This window comes from Cutibacterium nasicola (assembly GCF_051303185.1).
Taxonomy (GTDB): Bacteria; Actinomycetota; Actinomycetes; order Propionibacteriales; family Propionibacteriaceae; genus Cutibacterium.
The window spans coordinates 26685-50408 of sequence record NZ_JBPPGE010000006.1 but is presented as its reverse complement, the minus strand read 5'-3'; the positions used below and the strand labels follow the sequence as shown (position 1 = coordinate 50408).

At 63.9% G+C, this 23724-nt stretch carries 18 protein-coding genes and 1 riboswitch; of the genes, 8 read left to right on the top strand and 10 right to left on the bottom strand.

The genetic code is table 11. The features are described from left to right. Positions 1–30: 30 nt before the first annotated feature. The 6 genes from ACSJJT_RS10385 to ACSJJT_RS10360 all read right to left on the bottom strand — a co-directional run bounded on the left by ACSJJT_RS10385 (position 31) and on the right by ACSJJT_RS10360 (position 6951). A complete protein-coding gene (locus ACSJJT_RS10385) occupies positions 31–1317 on the bottom strand; it encodes a chloride channel protein (RefSeq protein WP_435918209.1) in 1287 nt (428 codons plus the stop codon). 44 nt (positions 1318–1361) lie between these two features. Beyond that, entirely contained in the window at positions 1362–2819 is a 1458-nt protein-coding gene (locus tag ACSJJT_RS10380; RefSeq protein WP_435918208.1) for an NAD-dependent succinate-semialdehyde dehydrogenase, read from the bottom strand. Between the two features lie 83 nt (positions 2820–2902). Continuing rightward, positions 2903–3673: an ABC transporter ATP-binding protein gene (locus ACSJJT_RS10375; RefSeq protein WP_065672958.1), complete on the bottom strand. Its 771-nt coding sequence runs from the start codon at positions 3671–3673 to the stop codon at positions 2903–2905. Further along, positions 3670–4833 carry a FecCD family ABC transporter permease gene (locus tag ACSJJT_RS10370; RefSeq protein WP_065672957.1) on the bottom strand — a complete coding sequence of 388 codons (1164 nt, stop codon included), beginning with the start codon at positions 4831–4833 and terminating at the stop codon, positions 3670–3672. Before ACSJJT_RS10370 ends, ACSJJT_RS10375 begins: the two co-directional genes overlap by 4 nt. After that, positions 4833–5780 carry an ABC transporter substrate-binding protein gene (locus tag ACSJJT_RS10365; protein WP_435918207.1) on the bottom strand — a complete coding sequence of 316 codons (948 nt, stop codon included), beginning with the start codon at positions 5778–5780 and terminating at the stop codon, positions 4833–4835. The genes ACSJJT_RS10370 and ACSJJT_RS10365 overlap by 1 nt, the downstream gene beginning before the upstream one ends. 150 nt (positions 5781–5930) lie before the next feature. Beyond that, positions 5931–6111: riboswitch (cobalamin riboswitch) on the bottom strand. A gap of 30 nt (positions 6112–6141) precedes the next feature. Continuing rightward, the gene (locus ACSJJT_RS10360; RefSeq protein ID WP_435918206.1) at positions 6142–6951 is read right to left on the bottom strand and encodes a class I SAM-dependent methyltransferase; all 810 of its coding nucleotides are present in this window, start codon (positions 6949–6951) and stop codon (positions 6142–6144) included. A 124-nt stretch (positions 6952–7075) separates the two neighbouring features. Between ACSJJT_RS10360 and ACSJJT_RS10355 the strand changes: the two genes are divergently transcribed. Continuing rightward, the gene (locus ACSJJT_RS10355; RefSeq protein WP_435918205.1) at positions 7076–7828 is read left to right on the top strand and encodes an ABC transporter ATP-binding protein; all 753 of its coding nucleotides are present in this window, start codon (positions 7076–7078) and stop codon (positions 7826–7828) included. Next, positions 7822–9270 carry an FtsX-like permease family protein gene (locus ACSJJT_RS10350; RefSeq protein ID WP_435918204.1) on the top strand — a complete coding sequence of 483 codons (1449 nt, stop codon included), beginning with the start codon at positions 7822–7824 and terminating at the stop codon, positions 9268–9270. Before ACSJJT_RS10355 ends, ACSJJT_RS10350 begins: the two co-directional genes overlap by 7 nt. Before the next feature lie 36 nt (positions 9271–9306). On the opposite strand, the gene ACSJJT_RS10345 is transcribed toward ACSJJT_RS10350, so the two are convergent. The 4 genes from ACSJJT_RS10345 to galE all read right to left on the bottom strand — a co-directional run bounded on the left by ACSJJT_RS10345 (position 9307) and on the right by galE (position 16008). Continuing rightward, positions 9307–9462, bottom strand: coding sequence for a hypothetical protein (locus ACSJJT_RS10345; protein WP_435918203.1), 156 nt, complete (start codon positions 9460–9462; stop codon positions 9307–9309). Positions 9463–9466: 4 nt separating this feature from the next. Then, complete coding sequence (locus ACSJJT_RS10340; protein WP_435918202.1) at positions 9467–11866, bottom strand: YhgE/Pip domain-containing protein; 2400 nt, start codon at positions 11864–11866, stop codon at positions 9467–9469. Then, entirely contained in the window at positions 11863–14673 is a 2811-nt protein-coding gene (locus ACSJJT_RS10335) for an MMPL family transporter (RefSeq protein WP_435918201.1), read from the bottom strand. Before ACSJJT_RS10335 ends, ACSJJT_RS10340 begins: the two co-directional genes overlap by 4 nt. Before the next feature lie 345 nt (positions 14674–15018). After that, the gene (gene galE / locus ACSJJT_RS10330) at positions 15019–16008 is read right to left on the bottom strand and encodes a UDP-glucose 4-epimerase GalE (protein ID WP_435918200.1); all 990 of its coding nucleotides are present in this window, start codon (positions 16006–16008) and stop codon (positions 15019–15021) included. A gap of 185 nt (positions 16009–16193) precedes the next feature. Here galE and ACSJJT_RS10325 point away from each other — a divergent pair, with 185 nt between their 5' ends. The 6 genes from ACSJJT_RS10325 (at position 16194) to ACSJJT_RS10300 (ending at position 23703) form a co-directional block, all read left to right on the top strand. Then, on the top strand, positions 16194–17552 hold the full coding sequence (locus ACSJJT_RS10325; RefSeq protein WP_435918199.1) for a sensor histidine kinase: 1359 nt from the start codon (positions 16194–16196) through the stop codon (positions 17550–17552). 388 nt (positions 17553–17940) lie between these two features. Next, positions 17941–18597, top strand: coding sequence for a response regulator (locus ACSJJT_RS10320; RefSeq protein WP_435918198.1), 657 nt, complete (start codon positions 17941–17943; stop codon positions 18595–18597). A gap of 116 nt (positions 18598–18713) precedes the next feature. Beyond that, complete coding sequence (locus ACSJJT_RS10315) at positions 18714–19781, top strand: ABC transporter ATP-binding protein (RefSeq protein ID WP_435918197.1); 1068 nt, start codon at positions 18714–18716, stop codon at positions 19779–19781. Continuing rightward, a complete protein-coding gene (locus tag ACSJJT_RS10310; RefSeq protein WP_435918196.1) occupies positions 19781–22261 on the top strand; it encodes an ABC transporter permease in 2481 nt (826 codons plus the stop codon). Before ACSJJT_RS10315 ends, ACSJJT_RS10310 begins: the two co-directional genes overlap by 1 nt. Positions 22262–22485: 224 nt before the next feature. Further along, positions 22486–23157, top strand: coding sequence for a hypothetical protein (locus ACSJJT_RS10305; protein ID WP_435918308.1), 672 nt, complete (start codon positions 22486–22488; stop codon positions 23155–23157). A 24-nt stretch (positions 23158–23181) separates the two neighbouring features. Then, on the top strand, positions 23182–23703 hold the full coding sequence (locus ACSJJT_RS10300) for a hypothetical protein (RefSeq protein ID WP_435918195.1): 522 nt from the start codon (positions 23182–23184) through the stop codon (positions 23701–23703). The last annotated feature ends 21 nt before the right edge of the window (positions 23704–23724 follow it).

The window sequence follows — 23724 nt, the reverse complement described above, 5'->3', positions numbered from 1 at the left end:
GCCGCGCGGCGGCTGGTACATCCAGTCAGACTATCGCGAATCTGACGTATTCCCCGGAGCACGACCGATCCCGCCGTGGAACCCCAGCCCCCGTTTGCCGATGAGGACGAAGCCAGCCCACCCCAGCAGAACCGCCACGACAACGACCGGAATGCCCAATGCTCCGGCACGGGTCAACTCCAGGGCGAACACGGCCGCGAACAGGGGCGCGCGCTGTGTCATCGACAGCACACAACCGGCTCCCACAATGGCCATCACTGCGACTTGGGAGGGAGACTCCATTCCCACCGCTGCCGCGATGAGGGTACCAACGAGAGCACCGGACGCCAGGGACGGGGTGAGCAGACCACCGGCTGCTCCCGACCTCAGTGCCACCGTGGTGGCGAGGATTTTCCCGACGAGCAGAGTTGCCAACGTGGCCGGGGCGACGGGGTGAGCCAGCACCAGATTGACGATGACCTGGCCGTTTCCGACCACCTGAGGAGCCATGAGGGCGATGGTCGTCACTCCGACCGATCCGAGCGGCACCGTCCACCACAGTCGGGAGGTCATCGGGACGCAACGTTTCATCTGCCCGAAGAGCACGCCCATCCCCGCTCCGACGAGGGTGGCCACGGCGACGACAAGGACGATCCATCCCAGAGTGGACGGGGTGACCTCAACCACCGGGGAGCGGTAGACGGGTCGATCGTGGTTGAACAGCCATGCCGTCACCGTCGAGAGCACCGAGATGACGACCGCACTCCCCACCTGTCCCCAACCACGGCGGGTGCGCAGGTTCGGACGCACCGTCAGCTCCACGGCATAGAGGGCACCAGCAACCGGCACGTTGTAGACCGACGCCAGGCCAGCCCCGGCGGCGCTGGCCAACAGCACTCGTCTCGTCGCGGCGTCGACGCGAAAGCCATCTGACAGGCCCTGGGCAGCCAGGGCAGCCATCTGCCGAGGCGCAGCCTCTCGGCCCAAGGAGCTTCCCGACCCGACGACGACGAGCTGGGCAAGAGCGTCAACGATCGTTTCGACCGGCCGCAACCGCTTCGGGGAGGCGACGTCGACAGCCTGGCGTACCGAAATGATCGAGCCTGACGGACGCAGCCACCACCACGTCAGACCGGCGATGACCGCACCCACGACCGGGGCAACCAATCGTCGCCACAGGACGACCTCGCCGACACCGGTGGTCGAGAAGGACAGGGGGGCACCGAAGGCACAGGACTCGATGAGGTGCGACAGCTCGCTGGTAAGGCCACCGATGAGTCCGGACACCAGCCCCGTCAGGACGACGGCGGCGATGCATCGGAGACGTGAGGTGCCCACCTGACAGACGCTACCGTCCCACCCTCGAGATCACGTCCGTTGACTCACGCCTGAAAAGCAACGTAAATCGTCTCCAGGAATTCCTCAATGCCCTGGTAGGAGCCTTCTCGACCCAGACCAGACTCCTTGACACCGCCAAATGGGGCAGCTGCGTTGGAAAAGACACCGAGATTGGCACCGATCATGCCGGTCTCCAGCTTCTGACCCATCCGCAGGATTCGCGCGGTGTCACCGGTGAAAACGTAACCGGCCAGTCCGACGGGGACGGAGTTGGCGATGGCCAGAGCCTCTTCCTCGGTGCTGAAGGTGGTGATCGGGGCGACCGGTCCGAAGATCTCGGTCTGCATGATCTCGGCATCGGCGGGCACACCGGAAAGCACCGTCGGTGGGTAGAACCAACCCTTGCCCTCCGGAACCTCACCACCGCAGCGGACGGTCGCACCGGCCTCGACCGCGCAACGAACCAGGCCGTCGACCTTCTCGCGGTCCTGCTCTGTGATCATGGGTCCGACCTCGGACTTCTCGTCCAGACCGTCCCCGACGGTGAGGTCGGACATCATCTCGACCATCCGGTTGGTGAATTCCTCGGCCACCGACTCGTGGATGATGAACCGGTTGGCGGCGATGCAGGCCTGGCCCATGTTGCGCATCTTGGCGCCTTTGGCCCCGGCAATGGCCTGGTCGAGGTCGGCGTCCTCGAAGACGATGAAGGGGGCGTTGCCGCCCAGCTCCATCGACGTGCGCAGTACGTGCTTGGCAGCCTTCTCCAACAGGTTGGTGCCGACTCCGGTGGACCCGGTGAAGGAGAGCTTGCGAAGTCGTGGATCCTCCAGGATGGCGTCGGTGACGGCGTGGTCACGACCGGTGATGACGTTGACGACCCCGGCGGGCAGACCGGCGTTGACGAGGGTCTTGGCGAAGAGCAGTGTGGTCAGCGGGGTGGCCGAGGCCGGGCGGATGACCACGGTGCAGCCGGCGGCGAGGGCTGGGGCAATCTTGCGGGTGGCCATGGCCAGCGGGAAGTTCCACGGGGTGATGAACAGGCAGGGACCGACGGGACGCTTGGTGACGAGCTGGCGAACCTTGCCTTCCGGGAGCAGGCCGTAGTCACCGCGAATGCGCACTGCCTCCTCTGAGAACCAACGCAGGAACTCCCCGCCGTAGGTGACCTCTCCGTAGGACTCGGCCAGCGGCTTGCCCATCTCGAGGGTGATGAGTTTGGCGAAGTCGTCCTTGCGCTCGGTGACGAGCTCGAAAGCCTTGCGCAGGATCTCGCCACGCTCACGCGGGGCGGTGTCGGCCCAGGACCCCTGGGCACGGACAGCAGCGTCGAGGGCGTCGGTGCCCTGGTCGAGGGTGGCATCGGCGATGGCGACGAGTGGCTTCTCGGTGGAGGGGTCGAGGACGTCGAAGGTGCGCGACGCCTCGGCGTCCACCCATTCTCCGTCGATGAGCAGCTGGGTGGGGAGATCAGGGGGAAGCGAGCGGTCGTTGGTCGGCATGAACCCACCCTACGACGGGGTTTCGACGCTTTGAGGGAGTTCGGTGTTCACGGGGAGGGGAACACGGCCGGCACCACCGACAATCACAGGACGGTTACTTGAACAGCGCCACTCGGGTGTCGACCGAGATGAGTGCACACTTTGTAGACGTCGTCCAGGATTCCCGGAGACAGCACGGCCGATGGCGCACCCGCTGCCACACATGTGCCCTTCGACATCAGTACAAGGGTGTCGCAGAATCGTGCGGCCAGATTGATGTCGTGAAGTGCCACCACCACCGTCGACCTGAGGCGCCGCGACAGCTCCATCACCTTGAGTTGATGATGAATGTCAAGGTGGTTCGTCGGTTCATCCATGATCAGCAGGCCGGTCTGCTGCGCCAGCGCCCTCGCGATTGTCACCCGCTGCCGTTCTCCTCCAGAAATCCGTGAGAATGTCGACGTCGCGAGATCTCCAACCTCCATAAGCTCCATGGCTGCGCCGCACAGGGCAAGGTCGCCCTCGCTCAGCGACCGCCACGACTTCTTGTGAGGTGTCCTCCCCATCCGGACGATTTCCCCGCACGTCAGCGGGAACTCCGCGGGAGTCTCTTGGAGAACCACCGAAATGTGCCGGGAGGACCACTTCGTGTCTCGCGCCCAGACATCGACACCATCGACGGTCACCGTCCCCTTCGTAGGGCGTCTCGAGTGGAAGATTGAGCGCAGCATCGTCGACTTGCCGCTCCCATTGGGGCCGAGGATCCCCACCACCTGACCGGGATGGGCGACGAAGTCGACATCCTGGACGATGTGGCGCCCCTCGATGTCGACACCCAGGCCCGCGACCACCAGTTCTGCACCACTGACGATCATGACGTCTCCCCCAAGGTGCGTCGCAACAGGAACAGGAAGAATGGAGCCCCGACAAGCGCGGTCACAATACCTACCGGCAATTCCTGCGGCTCAATGGCCATCCGCGCCCCAACATCCGCCAGCACGGTGAAAATCGCACCCAGAAGCAGTCCTACGGGAAGGGTTCGGCGGTGATCTGCGCCAACCAGCATCCTCGTAATGTGCGGCATCACCAGGCCGACGAATCCTATGACGCCACACACCGCAACTGTCACACCGACAATTGCAGCTGCCACAACGAACATCCAGGTTCGGAACCGATCAACGTCCAGGCCGAGAGAACCCGCTGTCCCTTCCCCACCAAGAAGGAGGTTGAGATTTGACGCCTCAGCCAGGCATAAGAGCATTCCCACAGCGAGGACGAGGGTGGGGACGGGAAGGTTCTCCCACTTGGCGGCCCCGAAGCCTCCGAGACTCCAAAAGAGGACTTGCGACGCCAGTTGCGGATCCGGGGAGGTCAGAACCATGAAGTTGTTGACTGCCGACAACAGGGCCGAAACCGCCATGCCGGTGAGAACCAACGTGCCTGCAGAAAGGGTTTGCCTCCGTCTGGCGATCACCAAGACGAGTAGAAGCGTCAGGAACGCGCCTGCGAACGCGGCCAACCCGAGAGAGACCGCACCACCGAGGAGCAGACCAAACCGCATGACGGTAATGGCTCCGGTTGCAGCTCCCGACGACACGCCGAGCACCGTGGGGCTCGCCAGTGGGTTGCGAAGCAGCGCCTGCACGACTGTGCCGACAGTGGTCAGCGCCATCCCTGCGACTGCCGCCAGGAGCACACGAGGAAGCCGGACATCAGCAACGATCCTGTCGATCGACGCAGTCCAATCAACGGTGACGACACCTGCCGGCAGAGCCCGGTGCGCAACGACCTTCCATACTTGGACGAAGGGAACATGAACCGAGCCAATTGACAGCGCGAGTCCCAGGACAAGAATCAACGTGACGGCCAGTACGGACAAGACTATGACCAGGTGTCCACGATGCGAATCGCCACGCCACCTGTCTTCCCCGACAGATGCCGACTCGGATGGAAGGGCATTGAGGACAGCAACGAGTTCGTCCTGCCGTTTCACAGCCGTGGATGACTCATCAATGCCACCACGTGCACCCATCATCAGCCGTGGAACTGCTTGGCAAGCTGCTCGATACCTTCAGCCGAACGCGGGCCGGGCTGTGCCAACGAGAGACTGATCACCGGGAAGGCATTGTTCTTGACGGCCTTGGTGTCCTTCAGTGCCGGAATTGACTTCAACGTCTTGATCTTCTGATCGACACTCGGGGTCTTGTAGTCGTAAATCAGAATCATGTCTGGATCAGCTTTTGCAACCTGCTCCCACGACATCTTTCCCCACCGCAGCGGTTCATTCGCGAAGATGTTCTCGCCTCCCGCCGCATCGATCATCACCGATGCATAGGCCCACCCACCAACTGTCGTCGGGGCGTCCTCACCTGAGTTGTAGAGGAACACCTTGGGGCGCTCCTTCCCCTTCACGGACTTCTTGACGGCATTGACCTTGTCGTTGAACTTTCGAATCGATGCCTCAGCTCGGTCATTCACATCGAAGATCTGGCCGATGGTCCTGATCTCCTTGGTCTCATCATCCAAGGCCTTGACCTCATTGGTGCATCCCACAGGGCTGAGATGCGTCTTGATCCCCATCTTCTGTAGGTCTTCCCGGGTGTGACCGTTGCTCCTTGAGAAACCGTCCGGGTACCCGGAATACACGAAATCAGGATTTACGGACAAAAGCTTCTCCATGGAAGGCTGCCCAGCGGCCAAAACCGACACCGAGTCGTAGGCCTCCTTGTATTGGGCACCGATGGGGCGAGTGCGTTGGTATGCCGTCCCGACCATGCTCTTCTCCAGCCCTAGCTCGAGCATCGTCTCAGTCGCCGTCGACGTCAATGTCACTGCGCGCGTCGGGGCGGAATCGAACGTCTGCTTCACCCCACAGCTCTCCACCGTCAGCGGGTATGACGTGTGCCCGGCCTTCGAACCGGTTGCGTGGGACGACGCCGTCGAGGCGTTCTGCTCCGTGACGGCGCTCCCACAACCAGCCATGAATGAGACAGGAATCACTAATGCAGCGACAAGAGCGACCCTCCGCGTGTACCTTCGCGCCATCGCAATGGTCCTTCCGTTCCCACGCCAACGGTCACAGATGGGCCCCACGTAAGGGTTTCCAACCAAAAGCCATGACGCGAGCTTGTGTCGAGTGGATTTTCATCGGCAGGTCTTCGGACTGGGGTTCAACCCGTTTCAGCACCTTCCCAGGCCTCACTGGCCCAGTGGCATACGCCGAGACGGTCACCGTCACCGCTGCGCGTCAGCCCCGGAGTCACACCGGAGTTCCCTCACACCCATTTGGGTTACCGACACACATACCCTATCAATGAAGACCTTGAACTGATCGACACTCCCCTCACACAGGCATGTCGGGCAGGGCCCCCACAAGGCCCTTCGCATCTACATGCACCAGACCAATTGTGCGTCTACACCTCCATCCGCGAGGGAATCCAATCGCATAGGAATCCATGATCCTGATCGCCTCGGAAAAATTACCTCCTCGAGTCTGGACCTCATGGTACAATTCATCTTCAGAAACAACTCGATATTCCTCGAGAATTCTAATTTCTGCTGGAATCCCCAATTGTGCGAGGCCACCTGCAAGGAGTAGATGGCGAGCCTGTGAAACACGGACATCTTCCCCCTGTGCTGCTGCAAGGGCATGATCCCAGGCCGTCGGTGATCCAGTGGTGTCAATAATGATGACGTGCCGTCGAGCCTGCCGAACCAATGCTCGCAAGGACGCCGCCAGATCGAGGACCCAGTACAAGGACCATGCAGCAAGAACGGTGTCGAAAACCCTTCCTGTGTCCATGGGCCATTGCCCCTGGATCGTCTCGATCTTGACTTCCTCGGCTTCAGCATTCTCCGAAAGCACACGGAGCATGTCCTCTGAACGGTCTACGACAGTCACACGGCAGCCGCGTTGTGCCAGCGGAATCGCGAACCGTCCAGTTCCGCCGCCAACGTCAAGGATCGATGACTCAGGTTCGACGATGCTGGTCACGGTGCCGATCTGAGCCAGGGAACTGCACGTCAAACCTGCGTGCTGGTCGTAGACCGCTGCGTGCCCATGCCAAAACGCCTTTTCCTGTTCCAAAGATCTGCGCGCGGGGTCCGATCTCCTATCGTTCTCCCACAGTCCGAAGTAATCACTGATCCTCATCGGCGCCTCCCATGTTCATCGGGACCAATCCTGTGGCATCGCCATCCTCCTACCACGGGAGGACGCTCCGATTCGACCGCCAGCACGATGTGCGACGAGGGGCCCGGACGGCACAGTGGATGACATGTTGACGACAACCCGCCCCAACCCTCACGCCGTCGCCGAATCTGTCCGCGGCGCTGACCTGCGCGCCCTCGGACTGACGAAGACCTACGGGACGACTCGTGCCCTCGACCACGTCGACATCGCCGTCCCGGCCGGCCAGTCGGTCGCCGTCATGGGCCCGTCCGGATCGGGCAAGACCACCCTGCTGCACTGCTTGTCGGGGATCCTCTCGACCGACTCCGGAAGTATCGAGCTGGGTCTGCCCGACCGCGTCATCAACGTCGAGAGCCTCTCCAATGAGGGTCGGGCGCAGCTGCGTCGCCAGTCCCTGGGGTTCGTCTTCCAGCAGGGGATGCTCGTGCCCGAGCTCACCGCTGTGGAGAACACCGCCCTTCCCCTCATGCTCAATGGTGCCTCTCGATCGCAGGCCATCGGGTACGCGGCGCAGTGGCTGAGCTCAATGGGGCTGGGAGGCATGGAGGACCGACGCATCGGTCAGCTGTCAGGTGGCCAGGCCCAGCGGGTCGCCATCGCGCGGTCCCAGGTCATCGACCCGGCCATCGTCTTTGCCGACGAACCGACCGGCGCTCTCGACTCGGCGACCGCTGTCGAGGTGATGTCCATCCTGCTCTCCGCGACGACCGGGCGGGGACGGACCCTCGTCGTCGTCACCCACGACGAGGGCGTCGCCCGTCGCTGCCAGCGCATCCTGCGCCTGCAGGATGGCCGGATCGTCTCCGATGAGATGCGTCACTCCGACGGGAAGTGGTGACCATGACCACGACGCCCGCCATTGAACCAGGAACCGCGGATCAGCAGATCCCGTCGATCTGCATCCCCGAACCACTCGGGGCCACAGCGGGACGCCCGGCGACCTCGTCAATCCTCACCATGACCCTGCGTGCCTCGGCCGCCGACCACTCCACCTGGCGGCTCCCGGTTGTCGCTTTCGCGGTCATCACGACGATCATCCTTGACGTCACCGGCGGTGCTGTCATGATGTGGCACCTGTCTGGGGAGAACGCCGTCTTCTACCGGCTGACGTCCTCGATCGCCGTCATTCTGCTGGTGTTGCCGCTGACGACCCTGGCCTCCTCAGCTGCACGGTTGTCCGCCCGACGCCGCGACGACCGGCTGTCCTCCCTGCGACTCGTCGGCGCGTCCTCCCGTCTGCTGCGAGTCATCACCCTGGCCGAGGCTGGCCTGCAGGCCTTGGTCGGATCCCTGCTCGGCATCGTCGGCTACCTCATCTGCGTACCACCACTGGGACGGTTGTCCTTCAACGGCAGCCAGATCGGGGCAGGATCGGTCTTGCTCGAACCTGCGCCGGTGGCCGGGGTCATCCTGGCTTTGGTACTCCTCGCCCTCATCAGTTCCGCCATTGGCTTGCGCCGCGTCGACGTCTCTCCCCTCGGGGTGCGGATGCGTAGTCAACCCCGCTCGGTGTCGTGGATTCGGCTGGCCATCGGGGGTGCCATCGTCCTCGTCATTCTCTCCTCGAAGACTGTGCTCAGTGTCCTGGGAGGTCAGACCGGCGTGGTCGGTGTGTACGTCTTCCTCGCCATCGTGCTGGCGGCCGTCGTCGAGCTCGCCAACATCATCGGCCCCAAGCTGCTGTCGATGTACTTCAAGCACCGCCTCGACAAAGCCAGGAGCGCGACCGATCTGGTCGCTGCCCGTCAGGTGCTGGAGAACCCGCGCGCTGCCTGGACCCAGGTCGCCTCCCTGGCAGCGGTGTGCGTGGTGGGAATGCTCGCAGGAACCGGGGCCGCCATGATGCAGGCGGCGAGCACCGGCGCTGACCCGACTGCCCGGATCATCGGGCAGGATTTGCAAACCGGCACCATCCTGCTCATCGTCTTCGCCTTCGCCACGGTGGCCTGCTCAGTGGGGGTCAATCAGGCCTCTGCGATCCTCGACCGTCGCTCGGTCGAGGTGGGTCTGGACGTCGTCGGGATGGATCTGGCCGCCCAGGACAAGGTGCGACGGATCACCGTCATCTCACCGATGAGGTTTGCCATGGTGACAGGCCTGGTCGCCACCGGGCTGTTGGTCGTCCCGATGGTGGGGGTGGCCCTCGTCGTGAGGCCGGTGACGATCCTCGTGACGGTCGGCACCATTCTCATCGGTTCAGGCATGGTGCGACTTGGCCTGTGGGTGACCCGTCCGACCATGAGCCGGGTGCTCGACGACGGGCTGGCACGCACTGAATGAGACCGAACCGGATGAGGGGCCGCCTGGCATCGACGATCAGCTCCACTGGTCGTCGTCGGGGCCTTCGTCGATCCCCTCCATGCCGAATCGCCACACCTCGTCTATCCAACCCCTCCGGACCGAGCGGATCCGACTGGTCACGGCAATGGCACTGGCCAGCACGGCAAGACTCGCGAGGAGGGGTTTGTTCATGGTGTCACTCTAGATCGCCGCGGCGCTCCCTGGCCGCGCTGGCCGCCAGAAGTTCCTTGGCGCTGGTCTTACGCCGTCGTCCCACCGCGAGCAGGCTGGCGAGGAGAGCGGCCACCGCCCATGTGACGACGGCCAGCAAGGATCCGAAGCTGGGACTGTTCCCGGCCACGACGGCCTGCACAGCCTGCAACGCAGGTCGCAGCGGGGAGACGGCGTCGCCCCAGCACACCGGGGCGGGGACAGTGCTCGCCAGCCCGGCAGCAACACTCACCGTCACCAGGACGACGCTGATGAGCCGCCCCAGACCATGCAACCATGCGGCCAGGGCGTGGTTGACCAGGCCGAACATCACACCGACGAGGAGCAGCGATCCTCCCAGTCCGATCGACCTCGGCACCGACAGCCCCAGCGCCACCGCGGCAATGACGGTCAGCCCTATGCTCACCGCGACGGTCACGATGACGCCGACCGACATCGTCCGGGCCAGCAGCCCCAGGGTCGAGCGCGCGGAGCTCAGCGCTCGCGAGGGGACCGTGCGAGCCACCAGCCAGGTCACCAGGGCGGCGAGCCAGGCACCAAGGATGAGCAGAACCGCCACCGCGGCCACCGAGGTCGCAATGGCAGGCCCATCCCCATTGACGGGAGCGGACACGACGTCAGCCAGCTTGGTGCGGTCATTCTGAGAGTAGGTCGGCACCTTCTTGGCCCCAGCAGCGAGCTCACTGGCGAACGTGCCGGTGCCGTCGGTCAGTTTCTGGGCCCCACCGTTGAGTTTCGTCATCCCGGACGCGAAGGTGCCGACCCCCACGGAAGCCTTCATCACCCCGTCGGAGAGCTGGTTCACACCGCCGACGTAGTGGTTGACCCCGTGCTCGAGCTTCGGGGTTGAGGCAGCAGCCTTGGAGACCCCACCGGTGTAGGCGTCCACACCATCGGCGAAGGTCGCAGCCCCGGCGGAGAGCCTGGCCCCGCCCGCTTTGAGTTGCCGGGACTTGGTGGCCAGGGTCTGAGCGCCGGTGGCGGCCTGGTGGATGCCATCTCGCAGCTGGGCGATCTGGCCGACCATCGTAGGCAGCCCGGTACGCATCTCAGCCGTGAACGTGGCGACCCCTTGGGACAACTGCGAGGAGCCGTCAGCCAGTTGGTCGATGCCGTCGTCGATGCTCATGCCGGAGTTGGGATCCTTGATGGCCATCGCCTTGACGGCCACCGCCGAGCCAGCGCGCACGCCGAGGACGTACCCGTCGGTCATGGCGTCGTGGACGAGAGGCAGTAGGTTCTGGCAATCCTGCGCGGTGTGCTTCTTGGTGCAGCGCGCCAGGAAGTCCGCCTCAACATGGGACAGGGCCTCCTTGTTGAGTTCGGCAGTCTTCTCCCCGGAGGCGTACTGATGAATCTCAGTGCGATACCCGACCAGGCCATCCGTGAACTGATCGATCCCGTCTGCCAGCTGGCTGGCCCCGTCGGTGAGCTGGTTGAGCTGGGAGGTGTCGATCTTGCCGGTGGCCGCGCTGACCTTCTGGTCCATCGTCGTCAGGCCAGCGGACAGCTGACCGATTCCATCGACGACCTTGCCGGTGCCATTGGTGTAGGTCGCCACCCCGCTGGCCAGCCCATTCGCACCGTCACTGAGCTGGTTGCCCTTTTCAGACAGAGCGTTGAGGCCACCCGAGAGCTGGGAGACGCCGTCAGTGAGTGTGCCCCCGTTGGCCTGCAACTGCCGGGCTCCACCACTGAGCTTCGTCATGCCGGTGGCCAGGGTCCTCGCTCCGGCGGCTGACGTCTTCGTGCCATCGGCAAGTTTCGTCGCCCCGTCATCGAGCTTGGCGGCGGCGTCGGCCATCGTGCCCATCCGCTGGGCAAACTGGTTGAAGCCGATGTAGACGTTCTCGAGATACCCCGAGGTCAGGGTGGTGTTGAGGGAACGTCGCGCCACCTGGGCAGTGAGGGCCGCGATGGTGGTGTCGGAGACCGGTGAGGTCTGGGAGGTGGTGATGTCGATGAGGGCCGGCCTGGCCTTGGTGGCGTCATTGGCGGAGTAGGAGGTGGCGTCGGACGAGAAGGACTCTGGGATCGTCACGACCGCCGAGTAGGTGCCGTCTCGCAGCCCCTTGGCGGCCCCGTCGGCGTCGGTCAAGGTCCAGTCGACGGTGTGGCCGTCAGTGATGTGAGAGCCAGAATCGACCAGTTCCGCGGTGAGCTGGCGTCCGATGGGAACCAGTCGTCCACCGACCTTGACGGCCTTGTCCTCGTTGACAACCGCCGCCTTCACCTGGCCTAGCCGGTCAGTGGTCCGCCAGGTGGTGCCGACCAGGCCGGCCACCACCACCAACGGTACGAGGATCAGGGCGACCACCGCCGGCCACCGCAATCTGATCGTGGAGTGGGAACGTTCGGTCATCATCGGGTACCTCCGAGGGATGGCTCGGGTTGGTGTTCGGTCAGGTCATGAACGGCCTGTGGCTCCAGCCAGTCAATGCGGCCGGCACGCTGGGCTCCCAGGATCACGGCGGCCTCACCGGCCTGGTTCACCTCGACAATGAGGGATTCCAGCTGGTCGCGGTGGGACTGCTCGACGATCTGATCAGCGTGGTCTATGAGGAACAGACGCGGTGGGCGTCGCGGCGGATGGGTGAGGGCTGACACGGCTTCCTGCAGTTCCTCGGTGAGGTTCTTGCCGGCGGCATCGATGAGCCATGCCACCCGACGCACCACGGAGGCCCGCTCGGGGAGGAGACGGCCACCCGACCTCATCCGACCGTGGTCGATGGCAAGTCGTCCCCCGGCCGCCAGCAGCACGGCCGTGACCGAGCCCGGTGACCCCACGACGGCCTGCACCTCATGTGGCTCGACGTGCAGGTCGAGGCCGGCGAAGAGACCGTCGACCCCGATCCCCTCGGCGTGCAGGGCCTCGGTGTGGTCAGGGGTGGGCCATTCTGCGAATTGCTCCTCGTGGGCAATCCCCTCCCCCTCGATGTCGAGTCGGGGCAGGCGGCGATCCAGCCATGTCGGCAGCCACCAGGCCTTGTCACCGAGCAGGCTCATGACTGCCGGGACGAGGGTCATTCTCACCAGGAAGGCGTCGGCGAGAATGCCGATGGCCAGGGCCAGGGCGATCTCCTTGATGGCATTCATGCCCTCCGGGATGAAGAAGACGAAGACCGAGACCATGATGACAGCGGCTGCCGTGACGACCTTGCCCGAACCGATGAATCCCCTGATCACCGAACCCTTGGCGTCACCGGTGTGGACGTACTCCTCGCGCATTCTCGACACCAGGAAAACCTCGTAGTCCATGGCCAGGCCGAAGAGAATGCCCATGACGACGATCGGCATGAAGGAGATGATCGGGACAGGACGGTCGAGGTTGACCACGGACAGGCCGATGCCTCGGTTGAAAACCAGCTGTGCGACTCCGAAGGCGGTCAGCACCGAGAGCAGGTAACCGATGGTTGCCTTGATGGGGACCGCGATCGACCGGAACACCACCGTCAGCAGCACCAGGCACAGCCCGACGACGAAGATTCCAAAAGGCAGCAGGGCGGCTCCCAGACGGTCGGAGACGTCGAGCTTGATGGCCGTCAGTCCGGTGACGGCGGTGTCAACCCCGTACTTGTCGTGCCATTCGGACTTGTGGCCGCGCAGTTCGCGAACCAGGTCACTGGTCGCCTCGTCGGTGGGACCGGTGGTCGGCAGCACCTGGATCATGGCTGTGTCGGCGTTCTGGTTCGGAACGGCCAGGGCGACGGTGTCGACGCCAGGAAGCTTCTCGATGTCAGCCTTGAGCCCATTGACGATCTTCATCGGGGCGGTCGAGGTGACGATGTCGGCGGTGACGATGACCGGGCCGTTGAATCCTGGCCCGAACTTCTTCTCCAGGGCGTCATAGGTCTGACGGGCGGTGTTGTCGGCGGGCAGTTCCGCGGCGGTGGGCAGGCCGAGGTGGAGGTCCTTCATCGGAACGGCCAGGGCCCCCAGCCCCACCACGACGACGAGGATGGTCACCAGTGGGACGCGGGTGACGGTGCGCACCCACCACCCGAAGATCCCGCCGGAGCGTTCTCCCTTGCCAACCGCAGTGGTGCTGGTCGACGGTGCGTCCCCACCAGCTGTGGCATTGTCGTCACTGTTCGCCCCGGTTGCCATCGCAGTTGGCTTCGACCCCCGTCCGCGACGAGATTTCCACGGGCGCAGTCTCTCTCCCATGAGCCCCATGAAGGCCGGCAGCATTGTCAGGGCGATGACAACCGCCAGAGCGACACCGATGGCAGCGAAGACGCCCATGACGGTGAGGAAGGGAATGTTGGCGATGGCCAGGCCAATGAGGGCGATGAGGACCGTCGCCCCGGCGAACACCACCGCCGAACCCGAGGTCGCAACGGCTCGGGCGGCCGATTCCTGCACCTCAAAGCCGTCACGCAACTGGTCGCGGTGACGCGACAGGATGAACAGGGCGTAGTCGATCCCAACGGCCAGCCCCAGCATGACGGCAAGCATCGGTGTGACTGAGTTGACTGTCGTGAACCGGGTGAGGATCGCCATGATCAAGTACGTGATCCCCACCCCGAGGACGGCTGTGATGATCGGCATCCCGGCTGCCACCAGGGATCCCAAGGTGATGGCGAGGACGACGAGGGCCACCCCGACGCCGATGACCTCGGTGATCGACAAGGAGGGCAGCATGGCCTCGAAGGCCTGGCCACCGACGTGGACGTGTGACCCCGCCGGGAGGCCAGCCTGTATGTCGTGACCCACCTGTTGCAGGTCGTCACGCCCGGAATCGGGGAAGGTCACCGCGCTGACCTGTCTCAGTTCCACCTGGATGACGACTGCGGTGTGGTCCTTGTTGACCATCCCGGTGACGTACTTGCTCCACGGTGACGTCGCCCCGGCGACGTCCTTGAGGTCCTTGAGCTCCTCAACCCCCTTCTCGATCCGGGAGCGAATGGGTGTCGAGGAGATGTCGGTGCCATCGGGCACGGTGATGACGACGTTGGCGCTCAGCGCGGAGGCTTGCGGGAAGGTCACCTGGAGCTTGTCGTAGGCCAACTGGGAGGGAGCACCCGGGATGGTGAAGGAATCGTCGTAGTCGCTGTGCAGGGCGACCATTCCTAGCCCGAGCAGAACCAGCAGGCCCAGCCACAGGGCGACGACGGTCTTTGCTCTGCGAAAGCACCAGGCCCCAAGATCGTGAAGGAAGGAGGACATCATCACCCCGCAATGAACTCGCCCGCACACCACTCGACACAAGTATGTATTCGATGCAGTACCGAACCCGATACTGCATCGTATTCAACGATCGAGGTCCCCAGGAGCGTCATACCCATCGCCACCTTCGCCCGCATGGGTGTGCCGGGACCCACCGTCGAGGAGACCTGCGAGGAGACTGGTGTCACCCTCGGAGCCTTCCACCCCAACGTCATTCCAAAGGACGAGCTGCGGGAGGTGCTGAGCCGCTACGTCGACACGAACCTGGCTGCCCTGGGACACGGGTCGGGGAAACACCACTGGCCCCGCACGAGTGCGAGGCCAGTGACAGGTCGGGGGTTCGGAGGATCAGTAACCCAGGATCTCCTTGCGACGGGGCAGCCAGGCGACGGCGTCCCGAATGCCATCGGCCGGGGTCAACTCCGCGCTCCAACCGAGCAGGTCCTTGGCACGGTGTGAGACGGTGTATGCGCCTGCGACATCGCCGGGGCGCGACGGGCCGTAGACGACATTGAGAGCCTTGCCAGTACCTTCCTCGAAGGCCTTGACGAGCTCCTTGACGGTCACGCCGTTCCCGGTGCCGATGTTGAACACCTGGTAGGGCTCGTCGACGGTCACCTCGTCAAGGTGCTCCAGAGCGGCGACGTGGGCCTGGGCCAGGTCCCAGACGTGGATGAAGTCACGGATGCCGGAGCCGTCCCGGGTGGGCCACTCGACACCCGTGACGGTGAAAGTGGAGTCCTCCATCCAGGCGTCGATCATCTTGCCGAGCACGTGGGTGGGGTGTTCGATCTGCTGACCGGTACGCAGCTTGGGGTCCGAACCGATCGGGTTGAAGTAACGCAGGCTGAGTGCCTTGAGGTCGGAGGCGTGGGCGGCGTCACGCAGGATGAACTCCACCATGAACTTGGTGGTGGCATAAGGGGAACCGGGGTCCAGCGGGGACTCCTCGGTCACCTTGAACTCCTCGTCGGTGGCGTAAATGGACGCCGAGGAGGAAAACAGGACGCGATGCACACCGTTGCGCTCCATGCCCTTGAGCAGGGCGACGGTCTTGCCGACGTTGTTGTCGTAGTAAGTCAGCGGCTCATCCACCGACTCCGGGACGATGATCTTGGCCGCGCAGTGCACGACTGCGTCGATCTGGTTCTCGGTGAAGACGCGATCGAGCAGGTCTTGATCGGCGATGTCGCCCTCGTAGAAGGTGCGGTCGCGGACGAATTCGCGGCGTCCGGCGGACAGGTCGTCCAGGACGACGACCTCGTGTCCTGCTTCCTCGCATGCCGAACCGACCGTCGATCCGATGTAACCGGCCCCGCCGGTGATGAGAATCTTCATGAGAACCTTCCGTGTCGCCGTGATCTTCGGCCTCAATTCTAGGGGCCGTTCACTGGCCTGAGCAGCAGGCGCGAACCGTGCGTGGTGAAGTGGTCGCCCATCGTGCACATTGCCACCACAGATGGCATCACCTGGCATCAGGAACCAATCCGCCATGGTTGGTCGGCCTTCCTAGACTGGCGGACATGGAGGAGACCGGCTCGCAGACCCCAACCGCGGACAACCGTTCCACCGGGTCCCGCGGATCTGGTGTGCGCGCCCGACTCAACCGGTTCAACCCGACCCGGAACAACGTTCCGCAGATCTCCATCCCCGGCATGGAGGAGGTGCTGGACCCCAAGCTCGACGACGGTCGTCCGGCAGACACTGAAAAGGCGTGGTGGGGAGATGTCACCCTCACCCTCGCCATGGCCGTGGTGACGATCGTCCCTTACCTCGTAAGCCTGGCGGAACATCCCCATCCCGAGTACGCGGCGGCCCTCATCTCCTCCATGATCATGGTGGCCTCACTACCGATGCGCCGTGATCACCCCCTGCTCATGATGGCCCTGGTGGCCTTCGGCGCGGGCATCCAATTCATCTTCGTGCCCTTCCCGGTGCTGAGCATCTTCATCGTCCCCATCGCCTCCTACTCGGTGGCCAGATGGGTGGACGGTCACCAGTCTCGCTGGGTGCTGTGGATCGGAGCGCTGGGATCGGTCGTCGGCCCCATGAGATGGCAACCCACCATCGCTGCTGGATACGATCCCTCTTCGGGGAAGCCCTGGGTGCTGCTGATCCTGGCCATGATGGTTTGTGCAGGTCTGGTACTCACCCCTTATGCGGTGGGGCGACGACTGCGCGAGTCGGCCCTCATCGACTCCCAACAGCGCATCGTCAAGGCCCAGCGGTACCGAGCCATCCTCGCTGAACGTGAACAGCAGGCCAGGGTCGCCGAGGAGCGCACCCGCAGCGAGATCGCCCGTGAGCTCCATGACATCGTCGCGCACTCGCTGTCCGTCATGATCGTGCAGGCCGAGGGCGGCAAGGCGCTGGCGACGAAGAAGCCGGAGAAGGGTCCTGAGGTCCTCGACACCATCGCCGAGACCGGTCGCGAGGCCCTCGTCGAGATGCGCCGCATTGTCGGGGTGTTGCGACAGGACACCGATGCTGAGTACTCCCCCTCTCCCGGACTGGCGGAGATTCCGGAACTCGTCGAGAAGTCCGGGGTGAAGGTCACCTTCACCGTCACGGGACAGGAGCCGGTGGTCTCCCAGGCCCTCGGTCTGGTGGTCTACCGGGTCGTCCAGGAGGCCCTCACCAATGTCCTCAAACATGCTGGCCCCAGTGCCCACGCCTCGGTGACCCTGGCCTACTCGCCCACCGCGATCGACGTGGAGGTCCTCGACGACGGGTATGGGGCGGCCGTTCAGGGAGACGGACGAGGCCACGGCCTGCAGGGCATGCGTGAGCGGGTGACGTCGATGGGAGGGAGGCTGGAGGCCGGTCCGCGTACCGAGGCCGGGTTCCGGGTTCAGGCCGTCATTCCCATTTCCGCAGCGTGAGACGCCAGGACAGCTGAACAGGTCCGTGAGGAACTCGAAGCTGTGGTCACCACACATGAGATCCTGCAACCTGACGGGGTTGCCGCCAGCCGTGGTGGATGCGGGAGGTCAGGTACGAGTTGCCCCAGAACGTGGTGGATGACGGAAGGACGCACCGGATCGGTGTCGTGGGGACGACGATCATCGACCCGGGCCTGGGAGGTGCCCTTCGCAGGAGACAGGGTCCTCAGCATGGCTGCGAGCTACCTGTCCTCGTCGACAGATCAACCGGCCATGTGACATCAGGACGTCACCGTCGGAGGCCCTCGTCGTGACTTCTTCCCCGCACGGCACGGACTGTCCCGCAACGGCAAGGCTCTACCATTACTGGCAAGTACCTGGAGGTGCCATGCCTGATTCGATCCGCGTCATCCTCGTCGACGACCAGTCCCTCGTCCGCTCGGGATTCCGCATGCTCATCGAGGCCGAGGACGACATGGAGGTCGTCGCGGAGGCGTCCAGCGGCGTCGAAGCCCTTGACGTGCTGCGTCGAATGCCGGTCGACGTCGCTCTCATGGACATCCGGATGCCGAAGATGGACGGCGTCGAAGCCACTCGACGCATCACCGCGTCCCCGCTGGACACCAAGGTACTGATTCTGACCACCTTCGACCTTGACGAGTACGTCTACGCCGCCCTCAAGGCCGGCGCCTCTGGGTTCCTCCTCAAGGACGCCCGCCCCACCGAGCTGTTGAGTGCGATCCGCAACGTCGCTGCTGGCGACGCGGTCGTCGCACCATCGGCCACTCGACGCCTGCTCGACCACGTCGTCCCCACCCTGCCCAATGACCCCAAGGCTGCCGACAAGCGGCTGTCTGTGCTGACGGACCGCGAGCGGGAGGTGTTAGTGGAGATCGCCAAGGGGGCCACGAACGCCGAGATCGCCCAGACCCTCTACATGGCGGAAGGGACCGTGAAAACTCACATTGGCCGGCTACTATCGAAATTGGAGTGTCGAGACCGGGTTGGACTCGTGCTTTTTGCGCATGAAGTCGGCCTTCTCTGACAACTTCCGACCACACACATATATTCGATATTGGATGCATCTAGTATCCACATCATTTTTCACGTCACTTCAGGCGTGAGGGGCGTCGTCCACCCGTCGATGCCTCCTCGGGAACCATGAAAGGCATCATGAGCGACCACATCCGACCTTATGAATCTGAAGAGCCCTGGCAGCCGAGCGACGCGGCCTCGAGCGAGCCAGAATCCTTCGAGTCACCGCGACACGGTGCCCCGTCTGAGCACGGTGCCCCATCGGAGTGGGCCAAGCCCTCGCCCCAGCCCAGCGATGAGCAGGACCGACAGCCGGGTCAGCCGTGGGGACGGTCACAATCGCCTGATCCCCAATCGGCTCGCGCCGCCGAGCCCTTCCCGACAAAGGCTGGGCCTGCCCAGCCTTTCAGCTCGAGCGGTACGGTCCGTTCTGATGGTCTGGCTCCTGGGCTGTTGAACACTCCCTTCGAGACGGACGCCGCCGCCGGTATCGACCTCACCAAGGTCTTCGGAGAAGGAGCGACCCGGGTCACTGCCCTGGACTCCATCAGTGTTCGCTTCACCCGCGGCACTTTCACCGCGATCATGGGCCCATCCGGATCCGGCAAGTCGACTCTCATGCATTGCCTCGCTGGCCTGGACCGGATCACCTCCGGTCGAGTGTTCCTGGCTGGCCAGGAGATCTCGGGCCTTCCTGATCCCAAGCTGACGACGCTGCGTCGCGACAATGTCGGCTTCATCTTCCAGTCATTCAACCTGTTGCCGATGCTCACCGCCGAGGAGAACATCTTGCTCCCTCTCGACCTGGCCGGACGCAAGCCGGACAAGGCCCTGTGGGATCAGCTCATCACCGGCCTGGGGATCGCTGATCGCCTCAAGCACCGTCCCTCGGAGTTGTCGGGTGGCCAGCAGCAGCGTGTTGCTTGTGCCCGAGCCATGATCACCAAGCCCCACGTCGTCTTCGCCGACGAGCCCACCGGTGCTCTGGACTCCAAGTCGGGAGCGAACCTGTTGAGCTACCTGCGCCACTGCGTCGACGACCTGGGGCAGACGATCATCATGGTCACCCATGACGCCAAGGCCGCTTCCTATGCCGATCGCGCCCTCATGTTGCTGGACGGTCGCATCGTCGACGACATCGCCTCCCCCACCGCCGAAGCGGTGAACGAGGCCATGGCCGGGTTGGAGGGCTGATGTTCACCGAGGCTCTCAGAGAGCTGCGTCAGCATCCAGGCAGGATGGCCGCAACCCTCATCGCCATTGCGGTGTCCGTCGGGTTTCTCGTCGGCATCTCGATGTTCGTACGAACCCAGGGAATGGCCCTGGGAAAGGAACAGGCGGTTGCCACCTCGAAGGCTGACGTCGTCGTCTACAACGCCGATTTCGAGGCCAGCCCCGAGGACATCACTCAGGGAATTCGCGACACTCCCGGCGTCCAGACCGTCGACGTCGTCCAGTCGACCACCATGGCCGCTTCCCATGGCCAGGACTCCACGATGATCGACGTCCACAAGACGCCGGTCGAACCGTTCCGCTGGTCCTCGGTGACCTCGGGCAACTGGCCATCAGGGCCCGGTCAGATCGCGCTGTCCAAGGCAGCAGCCGAGAACCTGAACGTCAGTGTCGGGGACACCATCGACATCGCCGGGAACAGCATCAAGGTGGTGGGAATCACCGACGATGCGAACGCCCTGCAGACCGCTCCGGCCTACAGCACTGAGGACGTCGACGAATTCCCTCACACCTGGGTCGTCAAGACCGAGGACGGGACGACTCCCGACCAGCTCGTCACCAACCTTGAGAAGACCCTGCCCACCATCAAGGGTGCCCCCAAGTTCAACACCGGCGAGAAGTACGGATCGACGATCGAGACCGCGCCCGATCATCAGAAGAAGACCGTCACTGATCTGGCTCAGGGAGTCGAGGTCACCAAGTACCTGCTCATGGTCTTCGGGGCCATTGCTCTGCTGGTGGCTGCGATCATCATCACGACGACCTTCCTCATCCTGTTGGCCCAGCGACGCCGTCAGATCGGCCTCATGCGGGCTGTCGGAGCGTCGAGTGGCCAGGTGAAGAAGCGGGTTCTCGGCGAGGCAATCCTGCTGGGTGCCATCGGATCGGCCCTGGGCATCGTGCTCGGAATCCTGCTGACGGTCGCTGGCGCTGCCTACACGGGCGCCCTGGCCTTCGGGTTGGAATGGCCGTGGATGGACATCGTCATTGAGTTCTTCATTGGCATCGTCATCACGGTTCTGGCCGCCTTCCTGCCGGCGCTGCGGGCCACTCGCGTGGCACCTCTGGAGGCGCTGCGCCCAGTTCCGACGGTGGAGCAGAAGCGCCGGGTCGGTCTGGCACGGATAATCACCTGTTCCCTGCTCGCAGTGATCGGAGTCACCACCTCCGTGGTGGCGATCACCGGCCACGGCAGCGCCATCGTCGGTTGGGCCATCGTGTCGGCCATGTGCCTGTCGCTGGCCCTCCTCATCGCCACACCGTTGTACGTGCCGTGGCTCATCAAGGGGTTCGGACTCCTGTTGCGCCCGCTGGGGCCGACGGCTCGGCTCTCGACCTCCAACGCCACCCGTAACCCGACTCGTACCTCGTTGACGGCGGTATCCCTCATGCTGGCTATCGGGCTGTCGGTGACCCTGCAGGTCGGCATCTCCACGACCCGCACGACGGTCATGGATCAGATCGACGATCACTACCCGATCGACATCACCTTCACGAACCTTCCCAGCAATGACCCGAGCACCGGCGAGCCCAAGGCGGGAACCCTCGATTCGTCGGCCACCAAGGCGGTGCAGAACCTGCAGAACGTCAAGGAATCCGTCATCCTCAAGGGTGGGTTCGTCGAGACTGACATGTCTCCTCAAACCCACATCGTTTCTGCCGACAAGGACAAGATCGCCAAGGTCGCGCCCTCGATTGCCAAGGAGATGGAGCCTGGGGTCGCGCTGGTGACGTCAATGGGCAATCCTGCGAAGACGATGGATTTCTCGTCGCCCAGGGGAAAAACGTCTCTCAAGGTCAAGAAGGTCAACGGACTCCCCTATTCCGACGTCCTTCTCACCGAGGAGGACATGAGGCAGATCGTTCCCTCCGTGGGCGACCAGGCTGCCTGGGTCCATCTCGAGGACCGGAGCGATCTGTCCTCGGTGCTGACGGTGATGGTCTCCTCGACGTCGGCGGGCACCGATTCGCAGCACACGGAGGTTGGTGGTGGCGCCCTCATCGGCGGCATCATCGAGCTGGTCCTCAAGGCCCTGCTCATCGTCATGACGGCTCTGCTGGGTGTTGCCGTGCTCATCGCCCTCATCGGTGTGGCCAACACCTTGAGCCTGTCGGTACTGGAGCGACGGCGCGAGTCGGCACTGCTGCGAGCCATGGGCATGCAGCGGCGCGGGCTACGGCTGATGCTGCTCTACGAGTCGATCCAGGTCGGCATGGTCGGTGTCGTCGTCGGAATGGTGGCGGGGTTCTACTTCGCCTGGCTGGGCATCCGGTCGATATTCCGGGTGGCTTCGGACACGGTTCCGGTGCATTTCTCGATCGACTGGCCCTGGACCCTCGGTCTCATCGCAATCTGCTTGGTGGCGGCCTGCCTGGCATCGGTCCTCCCGGGGCGACGCGCTGCCATGGCTGCCCCCACTGAGACGCTGGCCGACGAGTGAGTCTTTCACCGCCCGATCTGCGTGATGACGACCGGCCGTGTCCTTCGGGGCACGGCCGGTCGTCTTGATGGAAGAGTCTTGTCGTCATGGCACCGGACAACACTCACGTGAAGACGGACAACACTGAGCTCCGCATGGGCAACATCCTGATCCCGGCAGACAACACCAGGGGCAACGTCCTCTCGGTGGACTTGGGTTCATCCCCGATCCCGAGAGGTGCTGCTATGACAACCATGATCGACAGCCGTCTGAACTCCCACTGGGCCGAGATGTGCGCTCACCCCCGCGCCGAATGGCGGGCCAACCTCTTCTGCACCGGGTGTACGCCCGCCGACCTTCCTCGGACACTGCGTGACGACGACACGGCTGCCATCCGGGCCCTCATCGCTGCTCGCAGTGGTGCGGGCCAGACATCCGAGTTCGCCGGGATGGCACTGATCCAGGCGATCCTGCCAGCCCTCGTCATCATGGCGCGCAGGGATCGGCGGGCATGTCTGGACGATTATGTCGGTCAGGCATGGCTGGTCATCGTCAATTTCCCGCTGCCGCGCAACCGCAAGGTGTGCACGAATCTGGCCCTGGACTGTCTGCACGTCCTCTCGTCGGGGCGACGTGGGGCGAACAAGGAAACGCCGGTCGAGATCATGGAGATCAGTACGCCTGAGATGCCGGACAACCCCGGTGAGGTTGCCTCGAAACTGCTCACCGCCGCCGAGGAATTGGGAATCATCACCTCAACCAGTGCGCCCGTGCTGCGCAGCGTATGGGTGGACGCCCTGGATTCCGCATCCGCAGCACGACGCCACGGAACGAGTCCAGAGGCAGTACGTGCCCGATGCTCGCGGGCGAGTCGAGCCATGAGGGAGCGTCGTGACGAGCTGCTCGCCGCGTCATGAATGGGGTTGTCATACCTGCGACGTATGCTGTTCGCCGTGACGAAGTTCAAGCGTGTCATGGCCCTGCTGGGGGTCATCTACCTGGCCACGGTGGGATGCCTGTACTTGGTGCTGGCCGAACGCAGCGACGATTTCATTCGCAACGGTCAGATCATCCGGGGAACCGTCACAGCCGTGTACCTGCACGACCCCGTCAATACCGGAGCCACCAGGTACCTCATGCACACCGAAGGCGGCAACGTCGCCACCATCACATACACCTATGAGGGTGTCACCGACACCGTGCCGTCGAATCCGTATCGCGACGTCAAGAAGTACCAGGTCGGACAGCAGGTCGATCTGGTTGTCCAGGCCGCCCCAGGGCGCCCTGAGGACACCATCGTCACCGTGCGCGACCGCACCATCCTCGGTCTGCGTCTCGTCCCGTGGGGGTTCTTGGCCTGCGCTGCCCTCATGGCAGCCTGGTTCTGGCGTGATCACCTCAAGCCTCAACGTCGCCGTCGCATCACGTCACACCGACGGACGCCAGCCACCGTCACGGAGTGATCGTCAGCAGCGACGGCCTCT